This window comes from Micromonospora rubida (genome assembly GCF_009908295.1).
Lineage (GTDB): Bacteria > Actinomycetota > Actinomycetes > Mycobacteriales > Micromonosporaceae > Micromonospora > Micromonospora rubida.
This window is the reverse complement of record NZ_JAAALO010000002.1, coordinates 341,013-353,561: the sequence shown is the minus strand read 5'-3', so window position 1 is coordinate 353,561 and position 12,549 is coordinate 341,013. Positions and strand designations below refer to the sequence as shown.

10 protein-coding genes are annotated in these 12,549 nt (G+C 76.4%); 8 read left to right on the top strand and 2 right to left on the bottom strand.

What is annotated here, in order from left to right; genetic code table 11:
- Window positions 1-1,059, top strand: a complete 1,059-nt coding sequence (locus GVV04_RS05980) for a glycosyltransferase family 4 protein (protein ID WP_161686706.1) — start codon at window positions 1-3, stop codon at window positions 1,057-1,059.
- Window positions 1,060-1,118: 59 nt separating this feature from the next.
- Here the strand turns inward: GVV04_RS05980 and GVV04_RS05975 are convergent, their stop codons facing one another.
- On the bottom strand, window positions 1,119-2,648 hold the full coding sequence (locus GVV04_RS05975) for a serine/threonine-protein kinase (RefSeq protein WP_161685312.1): 1,530 nt from the start codon (window positions 2,646-2,648) through the stop codon (window positions 1,119-1,121).
- 155 nt (window positions 2,649-2,803) lie between these two features.
- Between GVV04_RS05975 and GVV04_RS05970 the strand changes: the two genes are divergently transcribed.
- From GVV04_RS05970 to GVV04_RS05950, 5 genes are all read left to right on the top strand, one after another.
- Window positions 2,804-3,637 (top strand): patatin-like phospholipase family protein, encoded by an 834-nt coding sequence (locus tag GVV04_RS05970; RefSeq protein ID WP_161685309.1) that lies wholly within the window; start codon window positions 2,804-2,806, stop codon window positions 3,635-3,637.
- A complete protein-coding gene (locus GVV04_RS05965) occupies window positions 3,637-4,659 on the top strand; it encodes a 1-acyl-sn-glycerol-3-phosphate acyltransferase (RefSeq protein WP_161685306.1) in 1,023 nt (340 codons plus the stop codon). The genes GVV04_RS05970 and GVV04_RS05965 overlap by 1 nt, the downstream gene beginning before the upstream one ends.
- 9 nt (window positions 4,660-4,668) lie before the next feature.
- Entirely contained in the window at window positions 4,669-4,989 is a 321-nt protein-coding gene (cutA, locus tag GVV04_RS05960) for a divalent-cation tolerance protein CutA (RefSeq protein WP_161685303.1), read from the top strand.
- A gap of 47 nt (window positions 4,990-5,036) precedes the next feature.
- A complete protein-coding gene (locus tag GVV04_RS05955) occupies window positions 5,037-8,717 on the top strand; it encodes an SCO7613 C-terminal domain-containing membrane protein (protein ID WP_161685300.1) in 3,681 nt (1,226 codons plus the stop codon).
- 227 nt (window positions 8,718-8,944) lie between these two features.
- Entirely contained in the window at window positions 8,945-9,994 is a 1,050-nt protein-coding gene (locus tag GVV04_RS05950) for a fatty acid desaturase family protein (protein WP_161685297.1), read from the top strand.
- Window positions 9,995-10,055: 61 nt separating this feature from the next.
- Here the strand turns inward: GVV04_RS05950 and GVV04_RS05945 are convergent, their stop codons facing one another.
- The gene (locus GVV04_RS05945) at window positions 10,056-10,838 is read right to left on the bottom strand and encodes a hypothetical protein (protein WP_161685294.1); all 783 of its coding nucleotides are present in this window, start codon (window positions 10,836-10,838) and stop codon (window positions 10,056-10,058) included.
- Between the two features lie 215 nt (window positions 10,839-11,053).
- Between GVV04_RS05945 and GVV04_RS32105 the strand changes: the two genes are divergently transcribed.
- Together GVV04_RS32105 and GVV04_RS05940 are read left to right on the top strand one after the other, a co-directional pair.
- Window positions 11,054-11,347 (top strand): 4a-hydroxytetrahydrobiopterin dehydratase, encoded by a 294-nt coding sequence (locus GVV04_RS32105; RefSeq protein WP_201752979.1) that lies wholly within the window; start codon window positions 11,054-11,056, stop codon window positions 11,345-11,347.
- Window positions 11,344-12,495 carry an FHA domain-containing protein gene (locus GVV04_RS05940; RefSeq protein ID WP_201752978.1) on the top strand — a complete coding sequence of 384 codons (1,152 nt, stop codon included), beginning with the start codon at window positions 11,344-11,346 and terminating at the stop codon, window positions 12,493-12,495. Before GVV04_RS32105 ends, GVV04_RS05940 begins: the two co-directional genes overlap by 4 nt.
- Window positions 12,496-12,549: the final 54 nt, after the last annotated feature.

Below are 12,549 nucleotides of genomic sequence, written 5' to 3'. Positions count from 1 at the left end.
ATGGTGGTTCCGCCGTGGCTCTCCGTGCCACCGCCCGGCTACGGCGGCTTGGAGCAGGTGGTCGCCGGGCTGGTGGACGCGCTGGTCGAGCTGGGGCACACGCTGACGGTCTTCGGAGCCGGCCCGCAGCACGGCACCCGGGCCGGATACGTCTCCACGTGCGACGACCTCCAGTACGACCGGCTCGGCGAGTCGCTGCCGGAACTGGCCCACCTGGCCCGCGTCGACCGCCTCGTCGGGTCGGACGACTTCGACCTCGTGCACGACCACACCACCATCGGGCCGCTGGTGGCCGGCCGCCGGGCGGTGCCCACCGTGGCCACCGTGCACGGCAACCCGGTCGGCGAGTACGGCACGGTGCTCGGCAGCACCGACCACGGGGTCGGGTTGGTGGCCATCTCACACACCCAGCGCCGGCTGAACCCGGGGCTGCCGTGGGTCGGCACCGTGCACAACGCACTCGACACCCGGGACGTGCCGCACAAGGCCGTCCCGGGCCGTGGCCCGGTGCTCTGGCTGGCCCGGTTCAGCCCGGACAAGGGCCCCGACGTGGCGGTCCGGGCCTGCCGGTCGGCGGGCCTGCCGCTGGTGCTCGCCGGCAAGTGCAACGAGCCCGCCGAGCGCCGGTACTACGAGCAGGTGGTCGAGCCGATGCTCGACGAGGACGTGACCGTGGTGCTCAACGCCGACCGGGACGCCACCCTGCGGATGCTCGTGGACGCCCACTGCCTGATCATGCCGATCCAGTGGGAGGAGCCGTTCGGGATGGTGATCCTGGAGGCGATGGCGACCGGTACGCCGGTGGTGGCGCTGCGCCGGGGGGCCGTGCCCGAGCTGGTCCGCCCCGGCGTGACCGGTCTGGTCTGTGACCGCCCCGAGGACCTGCCGGGCGCGCTGCGGCAGGCCGGACGGCTGGACCCGGTGGCGTGCGTGGCACACGTGGCGCAGAACTTTTCCACCTCCCGGATGGCCCTGGGCTACGAGGCGGTGTACCGGGACTTCCTCGGCACCTCCGGGCACGCGGCGACCCGCCGTCCGGTCCCCGTCACCGCCCGCTGACCGGGGCCGCCCCGAGCCCGCGCCGTCCGGCCGGGTCGCCCCGGACCGACCCCGAGGGGTCAGACCCGGGTCACGCCGAGCTGCTGGAAGGCCGTGTCGAGCTGGCGGGCGTACGCCGGGGTGATGCTGCCCTCGCGCCGCCGGTCGGTGACCTTGTCCCGGGCCCGCCGCACCGCGACGGCCAGGTCGCCCCGGCCGCCTGCGGCGGTGGCGTGGCCGAGCAGGTTGCGCAGGTCCGTGCCGACGTCGGCGCGGATCCCGCCGTCGGCCACCCCCGCCTCGATGAGCTGGTCGATCCGGCTGGCCGCCTCGGCCAGGCTCCCGCCGGACGGGGCAGGCGGCGTGGTCGCCGCCGACGGGGTGGGCCGAGTCCGGCCGGGCGGCCGGGATGTGGCGCTCGGGGACGGATCCGGGGCGGGCGTCGACGCCGCCACCATCGGGGCGCCCGGCGGGGCGGCCCCGGGCGGCGGCGGGTCCGCGTCCCGGGTCAGCGTCGGTAGGAGCAGCGCGAGCCCGGTGACCACCACGACCCCCACCGCGATCACCGGCACCGGCACCGGCCAGCGGCGACGATCGGACCCGACGCGCCGCCGACCGCGCCCGGCCGGCGGCGCCGTGTCCGGAGTGGACGCGACCGGCACGGCAACGGGCGGCGGCCCGGTGGGCCCGGCGACCGGGGCCGGCGGGGGCTCGGGCGGGCCGACGATCGACGGCAGGGTCATGGTCGGGGCGAGCATGGTGGCGGCCTGCGGGTCGGCCGGCAGGAGCTGATCGCGCAGCGCGAGGGCGACATGGTGCGCGGTGGGCCGGTCCCGCGGCTCCCGGGACAGGCACCGCAGGCAGATACGGGCCACCTCGGTCGGCAGCCCCGGCGCCTCCAGCGGGGGCGGGGCGTCGCCGGTCTCCAGCGCCGCGCCGAGCTGCTCCCAGGTGTCCGCCGGGTACGGCACCCGCCCGGTCAGCATCTCGTACAGCAGCACCCCGAGGGAGTAGATGTCGGTGGCGGGCTGCGTCGGCGCCCCGTCCAGCCGCTCCGGGGCGACGTACGCGGGGGTGCCGAAGGTGCCGCCGTCCTCGTCCTCGTCCGGTGCGCCGATGTGGGTGGCGATCCCGAAGTCCAGCACCTTGGTGCCGACCGGGGTCATCATCACGTTGGCCGGGGTGATGTCCCGGTGCACGATGCCGAGCCGGTGCGCCGCGGCTAGCGCCTCCGCCACCTGGGCGCCGATCTCGACCGCGTCCGGCCAGGGCAGCGGGCCCTCGGTCAGCCGGTACTCCAGCTCCTCCCCGGCGAGCAGCTCCATCACCACGAACGAGGTGATGCTGCCGTCCGGGGCGAGCGTCTCGCCGTAGTCGTGCACCGCCGTCACGTGCGGGTGGACGAGCTGGGCGGCGCTGCGCGCCTCCTCGCGGACCATGTCCCGGAACCGGGCGTCCGCCGCCAGCGAGGGGGCGAGCACCTTCAGCGCCACCGTGCGGTCCAGCACCTCGTCCCGGGCACGCCAGATGACCGACATGCCACCGGCGCCGATCTGGTCGATGAGCCGGTACCTGCGGGCCAGCAGCCTTCCGGCGTGCAGTGTTGCCATCACGGAGCGCACCTGCCTGGTGTCGGGGCGGTATCAGGTTGCGCGAATGTGTCGAGCGTGTCAACGGGCCGTCCGGTTCCACCCGTCCGGCCCGTGGCCGGTGGCAGCTCGGGCGGTGGATGGCCGACCGGACGGGCCGTGCCAGGATGGACGGCATGGTCAGCGGTCCGGTGGCGTTCGTGCTCGGCGGCGGTGGAGTTCTCGGTGCGGTCGAGGTGGGCATGCTGCGTGCCCTGTTCCGCGCCGACGTCCGGCCTGACATGGTGCTCGGCACCTCGATCGGCGCGGTGAACGGCGCGCTGGTGGCCGCCGACCCGACCGAGGCGGTCACCGACCGGCTGGTCCGGCTCTGGGCCTCACCCGAGGCCAGCGAGGTGTACGGCGACTCGGTGGCCCGGCAGCTTCGCCGCTTCGCCGCCCGCACCCACCTGCACTCGCCCCGGCCGCTGCGCCGGCTGCTGGAGGCGGAACTCGGTGAGGAGACCACGTTCGCCGACCTGCGGGTGCCGTTCCGGTGCTGCGCGGCCAACATCGAGCGGGCCGCCGAGCACTGGTTCGACAGCGGGCCGCTGGTGCCCGCGGTGCTCGCCTCCGCCTCGGTGCCGGGGCTGCTGCCGCCCACCGAGATCGGCGGGCAGCACTTCATCGACGGCGGGATCGTCAACTCCATCCCGATCGGCGAGGCGGTGGCCGTCGGGGCGCGGCAGATCTTCGTCCTCCAGGTGGGCCGGATCGAGCGGGAGCTGACCCCGCCCCGGCGGCCCTGGGAGATCGCCCAGGTGGCGTTCGAGATCGCCCGCCGGCACCGGTTCGCCCGGGAGATGGCGGCGCTGCCCGAGGGGGTGCGGGTGCACGTGCTGCCGACCGGGGGGCCGGGACCGCGCGAGGACAGCCCGTGGGCGTACCGGGACATGGCGGCGGTGGGGCGGCGGATCAGCCGCGCGTACACCGCCTCCCGCCGCTACCTGGCCACCCACCTGGAACGCTGATGCCGCTGCCACCCCGGTGGGTACGCCGATTGCTGCTGGCACCCGGTGTGGTGCTGCTCGCGGTGCTGGTCGTGACCACCCTGCCGGTCTGGGCGTTCGCCGCGCTGGCGCTGTCCCCGCTGGTGCCGGGCCGGCTCCGGCCGCTGCGGCTGCTCTGGATCGGCTGCGTCTACCTGATCTGGGACGCGGCGGCGCTGCTCGCCCTGTTCGTGCTCTGGCTGGCCTCGGGCTTCGGGGTGTGGAAGCGCACGCCGCCGTTCCAGCGGGCGCACTACGTGCTCGCCGGGTGGTTCCTCCGGGTGCTCTTCTGGCAGGCCCGGTGGACGCTGCGGTTGAGCATCGACGTGGTCGGCACCGACCCGGACACTGCGCTGCCCGGCCGACCCGAGTTGGTGCTCTGCCGGCACGCCGGGCCCGGCGACTCGTTCATCCTGATCCACGCGCTGGTCAACTGGTTCCACCGGGAGCCCCGGATCGTGCTCAAGGACAGCCTCCAGTGGGACCCGGCCATCGACGTGCTGCTCAACCGGCTGCCGTCCCGGTTCCTGGCCCCGGCCGGGAACCGGGACGGGCCGGTGGCCGAGCAGATCGGCCACCTCGCCACCGGACTCGACGACAACGACGCTTTCGTGATCTTCCCGGAGGGCGGCAACTTCACCCCGCGCCGCAGGCTGCGGGCCATCGACCGGCTGCGGTCCCTGGGGCTGGAGCGGATGGCGCTGCGCGCCGAACGGATGCAGCACGTGCTCGCGCCGCAGCCTGGCGGGCTGCTCGCCGCCCTGGACGCGGCCCCGGACGCCGGGGTGATCTTCGTCGCGCACACTGGGCTGGACCGGATGCTCACCGTCGCCGACGTCTGGCGGGAGTTGCCGATGGACAAGCGGATCGTGATGCGGTTCTGGTCCGTGCCGCCGGAGGAGGTCCCCGTCGGCAAGCAGGAGCGCATCGACTGGCTCTTCGACTGGTGGGCGCGGATCGACGAATGGATCGCAGCGCACCACGACGGGGTCGACGCCGCGTAGGGTGCGGTCGTGGAGCAGATCAGCGTGGTGACGACGGTGGTGGACAGCCGCTCCGTCGCGGACGTTCTGGCGGCCGCCGCGGTGGCCGGTCGACTCGCCGCCTGCGCGCAGGTGGGCGGCCAGGTGGACAGCACCTACTGGTGGCGGTCCGCGGTGGAGACCAGCTCGGAGTGGTCGGTGCTGTTCAAGACCGCGCCGGACCGGGTGAACGCGCTGGTCGACCAGATCCGCGCCACCCACCCGTACGAGGTGCCGGAGATCCTGGTCAGCCGGGCGGAGAGCGGCAACCCCGACTACGCGGCCTGGGTGCACGAGCAGACCCGCCCCTGAGTACCCGCACTCTGGGCGGGGTGGATCACGGTCGGCACGATGGCCGGGTGGACACCACTGGCTACCCCTGCCCGGGGTGCGGCGCCCCCGCCGACCTGCGCGTCGGCTGCCGGCGCTGCGGTCGGGCGCCTGACCCGGCCGCAGCCGAGGTGATCCGGCTCGACCGGGAGATCGTCCTGCTCGCCGGGCGGGTGGAGCAGGCCCGCCGGGCGTACCACGAACTGGCCGGGGCGGTACGGTCGGCGCAGGCCCGCCGGGCGAAGCTGGCGGCCCTGGTGCGGGCGGTGACCCCGGCCGGCGCCCCGCGCCCGGCCGCGCCGCCGCAGGCCCGGCCCGTTCCCGCGCCCGCGCCCGCCGTCGGTCCCGCCCGGCCCGTTCCCGCATCCGCGCCTGCGGTCGCCCCCGGCCGGCCCGTGCCGGGCCCGGCGGTGTGGGGCGCCGGACCGGCTCCGGCCGGGTCGCCCGGGCCGGTGCCGCCGCAGCGGCCGGTGCCGGCCGCGCCGGTCGGCGGGGCGGAGACCTCCACCCGGACGGTGCAGGGGCTGCTCTTCGTCCTCGGCGGCCTGCTGCTCGGCACCGCGGCGGTGGTCTTCACGGCGGTCGCGTGGGCCGCCGTGGGCGTCGTCGGCCGGGCGCTGATCCTGCTCGCCTTCACCGCGCTCGCCCTGGCCGTCCCGCCGCTGCTGGCGCGGCGCGGGCTGCGCGGCACTGCGGAGACCTTCGCCGCCGTGGGGCTGCTGCTGGTGGTGCTCGACGGGTACGCCGCCTGGTCGGTGGACCTGTTCGGGGTGGCCGGCTGGTCGGCCGCCCGCTACGCCGCGCTGGTCGGGGGGGCCGGCGCGGCGCTGGCGGTCGGCTACGGCCGGCTGACCCGCCTCACGGTGCCGTGGTTCGCGGCGCTGCTCACCGTGCAGCCGGTGCTGCCCCTGCTCGCCGCCCCGGCCCGCCCCTCGGCGGCCGGGTGGACGCTGGTGCTCATCGGCGTCGCGGCGCTGAACCTGGCCGTGGTCGCCGCCCTGCGCGGCCCGGGTGTGGCGATCGGTCCCGGGCCGACGGGGGTGCCCGGTGCGTGGGTCGGTCCGGTTCCGGCGGTGGTTGGGGGGCCGGTGGTTGGGGGGCCGGCGGTGTTGGCGACGGCCGCCGGGGGGTCGGCCGTCGCCGCCGGGCGGGTACTGGCCTGGCTGGGCCACGGGGTCGCGCTGGCCGCCGCGGCGGGGTGCGCGCTGGTGCCGCTCGCCCTGGGCCGGGCCGCCGGCACGCCGCTGCTGGCCGGGGGGCCGCTGCTGCTGGTGGCCCTGACGCTGCTCGGCGCGGCGCTGGTCGCTGGCGGCCGGTTGTTCCGGGCGATCACGGCCGGTGCGGTGGTCCCGGTGCTCGCCCTGGCGCTGCTCCGGCCGGTGGCGGAGCTGCGGCCGAACCTGCTGACCGTGGCGACGGCGCTGATCGCCCTCGCGCTGGTCGGCGCGGTCCGGCCGCTGCCCCGCCTGGCCGGGCCCGGCCCCCGGGTCGGGGCCCTGGTGGTGGCCACCGGGGCCGCCCACGTCGCCGCGCTGCTCGCGGTCGTGCTCGGCGCGGTCGCGGTGGGCCGGGCGCTGCCGCCGTGGCGGGGCGTCGGCGCCGCTCCGGACCTGTCGTGGGGGTGGCAGGTCCCCGTCGCCGTGGTGCTGGCGGCGGTGGCCCTGGCGGTGCTGCTGCCCCGGGTGACGAGGCCGGTCACCGGGGTGCTCGCGGTCGCGTTCGGCACCCTCGCAATCACAGGCGTCGGGCCGGTGCCGTGGCCGGCGGTGCCCGCCGCCGACCTGGTCGTCGGAGCGGCCCTGCTGCTGTACGCGGTCACCCGGGCCCGGCCCTGGTGGGAGGCGCTGGTGGCGGCGGTCGCCGGCGGGGCGCTGGTCGGGCACGCCCTCCTGGTCGGGCTGGCCACGCCGGCCGGGGAGGCGGTGCTGCTCGGCGCGGTCGTGCTGGTCGGGACGGCGGTCGCCGCCCGGGGCCGCCGGGCCACCGGCGTCGGCCGGGGCGTCGGCGGGGCCGCCCTGGCCGTCGCGCTGCTGGCCGTCCAGGGCACGGTGGCCGTCGCGTGCTTCGCGGCCGGGGCGGCACCCTGGTGGCAGGCTCGGGCCGCACTTGCCGCCGTCGGGCTGGCGCTGGTCGGCCTGCGCGCCGTTCGCCGCTGGTGGCCCGAACTGACCGGCTACGCCTCGACCGCCTTCGCCGTCGGGTCCGCGCTGGCCGGGCTGGCGCCGCTGGTCGTACGGGCCGACGAGCCGGTGGCGCTCTACGCCGCGCTGACTGTGCTGCTGGCGGTGCTCGCCGGGCCGGGCACCCACCCGACGGACGCGCCCCGGGTCGCCGGCACGGTGCTGCTCGTGATCGCGCTCCTCGCCGCCGCCCCGGCGGTCGTGGCGGCGCTGGTCGCCCCGCACGGCGGGCCGGTCCTGCCCTGGTCCGGCGCGCCGACCGGTGGGACGGTCTCGGAGGCCACCCCGGCCGGCGTGGCCCTGCTCGTGCTCACCCTGGCGGCCGTGCTCGTGGGTTGGAAGCGGGCCGGAGGGCCGGCCGACGTGGGGCGTTCCGGGGCGCCGGTGGGCGGGGGGACCCTGGCCGGCGTGCTGCTGTCGGCGTTGCCGTTCGCCGCGGCGGCGCTGCCGGTGCTGCTGGTCGCCGCCGGCACGCCGTGGCCGGTGGTGCCGGCCGTCCTCCTGCTCACCGGGCTGGCCGCCCTGCTGGCCGCCGCGCTCGCCGGGCCCCGGCCGCTGCTCGTCCCGGTCACCGTGCCGGTGGGGCTGGTGGCCACCGCGTTCGGGCTGGCCGGGCTGCTCGCCACCCGTGTCGGCACCCTCGCCGGCCTCGGCGCGCTGGTGGTGGCCGCCACTGCGGTCGCCGTCGGGGGCCGGGTGGGCCCGGTCCGGCTGGGCGGGGCCCTGGTGGCGGTCGGCGCGGCGACCGGGTTCGCGGTCACCGCCGCGCTGGCGGCGAGCCTGCCGCTGCGTTCGGCCTCGTTCGCGGTGCTGACGGTCGCGGTGCTGGTCCTGGCCGTCGCCGCGCTGCCGGCCGGGCGCGACCCGGCCCGGGGCCCGGCGCTGGACGCCGCCGCCCAGGCAGTCGCCCTGCTCGCGGTGCTGCTGGCCGGCGGGTCGCCCCGGCATGCCGCCGCGGTCTGCGTGCTCTGGGGGGTCGCCGTGGGGCTGCGGCTGCTGCGCCGCGGCGAGCCGACCGGGCGGCGGTGGGCGTTCGCGGGCATCGCCGGGGGCAGCGAGCTGCTCGGCACCTGGCTGCTGCTGGGCGCGGGCGGGGTGGTGCTGCTGGAGGCGTACACCCTGCCGACGGCCGGGGTGGCGCTGGCCGCCGGGGTGGTGGCGCTGCGCACCCGGCCGGGCCTGAACAGCTGGCTCGCGCTCGGACCGGGGCTGGCCGCCGCGCTGCTGCCCGGCCTGGTGTCGGTGCTGTTCGCGCCGGAGCCGCAGCCCTGGCGGCGGCTGCTGCTCGGGGCCGGCGCACTGGCCGTGGTGCTGGCCGGGTCGGCCCGTCGCTGGCAGGCGCCGGTGCTGCTCGGCGGGATCACCCTGACCCTGCTCGCGCTGCACGAGCTGGTGCGTAGCTGGGACCTGCTGCCCCGCTGGATCTTCCTGGCCGTCGGCGGGCTGGCCCTGATCGGCCTGGCCGCCACCTACGAGCGGCGTCGGCGCGATCTTGCCCGACTCCGGGCGGTGGTCGGCCGGATGGGGTGAACCCGCCGGCGGTTCCCCGCGTGCGGGCAGGCGCGGTGAACAGGGCGAAGGCCGAGGGATCGGGGTAGGGCGGGGCGGGGCCGGAGGGAGCCCGGGCGGGGCGAGGTAGGGCACGCCCTACCCCGGAGACGGGGGATGCCCGGGTTACGCTGCGCAACCGGCCGCCCGCAGACTGACGGTAGGGCACGCCGTCCGGCGTGCCTCGGTGTGGAGACGCAGGAGCCCAGATGGTGCGTGCAGCGACAGTGGACCGGCCCGCCAGGCGGGGCAGCGACTACGCGGAGTTGTCCCGGCGGGTCAGCCGGGCGGGTCTGCTGGACCGCAGGCCAGGCGGGTACGCGGCCCGGATCGCGCTGACCGTGGCGGCCTTCGTCGCGGGTTGGGTGGCGGTGCCGCTGGTCGGCGACTCGTGGTGGCAGCTCGCGGTGGCGGTCGGCTTGGCGGTGGCCACCACCCAGGTGGCGTTCCTCGGGCACGACGCCGGGCACCGGCAGATGTTCCGCCGCCGGGGCCCCAGCGAGGTGACCGGGCTACTCGCCGGCAACCTGGCGATCGGGCTCAGCTACGGCTGGTGGGTCGACAAGCACAACCGCCACCACGCCAACCCCAACCATGAGGACGAGGACCCGGACGTCGGGGCCGGGGCGCTGGTCTGGACGTACGAGCAGGCCGCCGCGACCCGGGGGTTCGGCCGCCGGGTGGCCCGCCGGCAGGCGTGGCTGTTCTTCCCGATGCTGCTGCTGGAGGGGCTGGCCCTGCACGTGGCGAGCGTGCGGGCGCTGGTCGCCCGGGGGGCGGACGGCCGGTACGCGACGCCGATGCGGCACCGGATCGTCGAGGGGCTGCTGCTCGCGGCGCACGCCATCGGCTACCTCGGCCTGCTGTTCGCGGTGCTGTCGCCGGGGAAGGCGCTGGCGTTCATCGCCGTCCACCAGGGTCTGTGGGGGCTCTACATGGGCTGCGCGTTCGCCCCGAACCACAAGGGCATGCCGATGCCGACGGCCGACGACGACCTCGACTTCCTGCGCAAGCAGGTGCTCACCGCGCGCAACGTGCGGGGCGGCCGGTTCGTCGACAGCGCGCTCGGTGGGCTGAACTACCAGATCGAGCACCACCTGTTCCCGAACATGCCCCGAGGGAACCTGCGCCGGGCCCGACCCCTGGTGCGGGCGTACTGCGCCGAGCTCGACCTGCCGTACGCGGAGACGGGGCTGGTCGAGTCGTACCGGCAGGCGCTCGCCCACCTGCACGAGGTGGGACGTCCGCTGCGCGGCTGAGCCCGGACGCGGGACGGGGCGGCGCCGACCGGCACCGCCCCGTCCCGGTGTTCCGCACAGGTCAGCCGCCGAACGCCTTCTTCAGCGACTCCGGCGCCTCTTCGGTCTCGCCGGCCGCAGGCTTCTCCGGCGACACGGTGGCCCCGAAGTCCGAGTACGTGGTGGTCATCTTGCCCAGCGAGGCGAGCAGCACGCTGGTGTCCACGTCCAGCTCGACGAGCCGGCCCTCGGCGTCGGTCTTCGCGGTGAAGGGGACTGCCTTGGCCTTCGTCCCGAGCGCCTTGATGTCCTTGGCATCCGGGTTGGCCTTGGTGTAGTCCAGCGTGCCGGAGAAAGCGCCCTCGCCGGTCTTCTTCACGTCGACCACGCCATCGATCATCTTCTTGGCGCCGCCCGGGTCGCCGTCGGGCATCAGGTTCAGCTGCCCGTTGGCGCCGAGCTTGGTGGCGTCCATGTGCAGCCACTTCTTGGAGATGCTGTTCGCCTTGAGCCACATGTCGTCGCCGATGGTGACCATGCGGATCTTGCCGCCCTGAGCGCCCAGGTCCAGCGTCATGTCGGCGGACTTGCTCCGCGGGTCCATCAGGCCGCCGCCGTTCATGACCGAGGACTTGATGGTCATCCGGACGCTCTGCTCGTTCAGCTTCAGCGCGGCGGCGGTCAGCTCGGCGAGCGCGTCGGCCGGGGCGCTGCTCGCGGGCGCCGCGCTCGCGCTCGCGCCAGCATTGCCGTTGCCGGCTGGTGCGTCCCCTCCGGTCTCGTTGCCGCAGCCGGTGAGGCCGAGACCGAGACCGAACGCGGCGACGAGCGCGACCCCCGTGGTTGCCAGCCGTCGAGTGTTCATTGTGGATGACTCCTCGTTAAGGGTGGGCCGGGCGGCGGCGTGGCTGCCCGGCCGGGCCGCGGGCCAGCGTAGCGGGCCGGGGCGACAACCGCTGGTCCGTCAGCGGCCGCCTTCGCCCGCCCAGTGCCCTGACAGGCCCGTCCGCGCAGGTCGGCGGGGGGTGGACGAGGTGGCGGGAGAGCCGGTCGCACAGCACAGCCGGTAGGGTCGGGGCCATGGCAGACGTGCTCACCGCAGAGGCGGTGCGAGACGGGCTGGGCGGCCTGGCGGACTGGACGGGGGACCCGACCGGGATCAGCCGTACCACCGAGTTGGGCAGCTTCCCGGCGGCGATCGCCGTGGTCGACCGGGTCGCCGAGGTGGCCGAGGAACTGGACCATCACCCCGACATCGACATCCGGTGGCGGACCCTCACCTTCCGATGCGTCACCCACTCGGCGGGTGGAATCACCGACCGTGACCTGGAGTTGGCGCGGCGGATCGACGACATCGTCCGGAGTGCCCGATGAGATTCGAGATCAGCAAGGTGCTCGACGCCATCGAGGGGCGGGTCTGCACCGACCCGTCGCTGGCCCGGGCCGTCCTCGACCTGGCCGAGGTGATCCGGTACCAGGACCTCGACGGCGGCCGGCCGGCGAGCCTGCTGCGGCTGGGCATGGTGATCGACGCGCTCGCCCGCGACCTGGAGGAGGACAGCGTCCCGGTCTACGCGATCGTGCACCGGGCGCTGCTCTCCGACGCCGACCTGACGTCCAACGAGCGGATGGTGGTCCGCCGCTGGGCCGACGACGGCCTGGTGGAGGTGCTCGACAACCCGGGCGACCGGATGCTGGAGGTCGCCGACCTGCTCGGGCTGCCGGTGCTCAGCCGGGCCCGGTTCGACGGCCTGCGCGGCCGGTTCCCATGGGTGGCCGAGCAGCCCGGCCGGGTGCTGGCACCGGTGCCCGGCGCGGGCGGGCCGGTGTTCATCGGCCACGTCGGCGGCGGGAACGTGCCCATCGCCGGCACCCGCTCGGCGACCGGCGCGAAGCTGCTCGCCCGGCAGTGGCGCTGCCCCGAGCCGGGCTGCGCCCTGTTCGGCGGCGGCGGGGGCGGCGGCGCGTTCGCCGACCTGGCCCGGGTGGAGCGGGCCCCGGCCGGGCAGCCGCCACCCACCCTGCGCGGCGGGGTGCCGACCTGCCCACGGCACGGCGCCCGGCTCGGCGACGCCGGGCCGCGCCCGCGTACCGAGGTGCTGGCTGTGCGCGTCGGCGGGCTGATCCGCCGCCGGTTCGTGCTCACCGAGGGGCAGTCGGTGCTGGTCGGGCGTGCGCCGGAGCAGCAGGGCGGGATCGTGCTCGGCCAGTGGCTCAACGACGAGGCGCGGCGCTGGATCAGCCGTGGCCACGTCCGGTTCGAGCTGCGGGTCGGCGAGGTGATCGTCACCGACGTCAGCACCAACGGCTCGGGCATCCGCCCGTCCGGCTCGCTGGCCGAGCCGGACCGGATTCCGCTGAGGCCGCAGCAGTCCCGGGTGCTCTCCGCCAACGACATGGTCGAGCTGTACCCGGGGGTGCAGATCGGCCGCGCCGACGAGCTTCCGACGGGCGCCCCGTTCACCCCCACCTCGGTGATGGCCGAGGCCCCCACCATGGCGATGCGCCTGCCCCGGCCCTGACCCGGGCCGTCGGGGCGGACGCACGACGGCGGGCGCCGGGACCGTGGTCCCGAC

Excerpts from the sequence above, each read along its gene's own strand:
- GVV04_RS05945 (WP_161685294.1), bottom strand. The coding sequence starts at position 10,838 with ATGAACACTCGACGGCTGGCAACCACGGGGGTCGCGCTCGTCGCCGCG.
- GVV04_RS05970 (WP_161685309.1), top strand. The coding sequence starts at position 2,804 with ATGGTCAGCGGTCCGGTGGCGTTCGTGCTCGGCGGCGGTGGAGTTCTC.
- GVV04_RS05965 (WP_161685306.1), top strand. The coding sequence starts at position 3,637 with ATGCCGCTGCCACCCCGGTGGGTACGCCGATTGCTGCTGGCACCCGGT.
- GVV04_RS32105 (WP_201752979.1), top strand. The coding sequence starts at position 11,054 with ATGGCAGACGTGCTCACCGCAGAGGCGGTGCGAGACGGGCTGGGCGGC.
- GVV04_RS05980 (WP_161686706.1), top strand. The coding sequence starts at position 1 with ATGGTGGTTCCGCCGTGGCTCTCCGTGCCACCGCCCGGCTACGGCGGC.
- GVV04_RS05940 (WP_201752978.1), top strand. The coding sequence starts at position 11,344 with ATGAGATTCGAGATCAGCAAGGTGCTCGACGCCATCGAGGGGCGGGTC.
- GVV04_RS05950 (WP_161685297.1), top strand. The coding sequence starts at position 8,945 with ATGGTGCGTGCAGCGACAGTGGACCGGCCCGCCAGGCGGGGCAGCGAC.
- GVV04_RS05975 (WP_161685312.1), bottom strand. The coding sequence starts at position 2,648 with ATGGCAACACTGCACGCCGGAAGGCTGCTGGCCCGCAGGTACCGGCTC.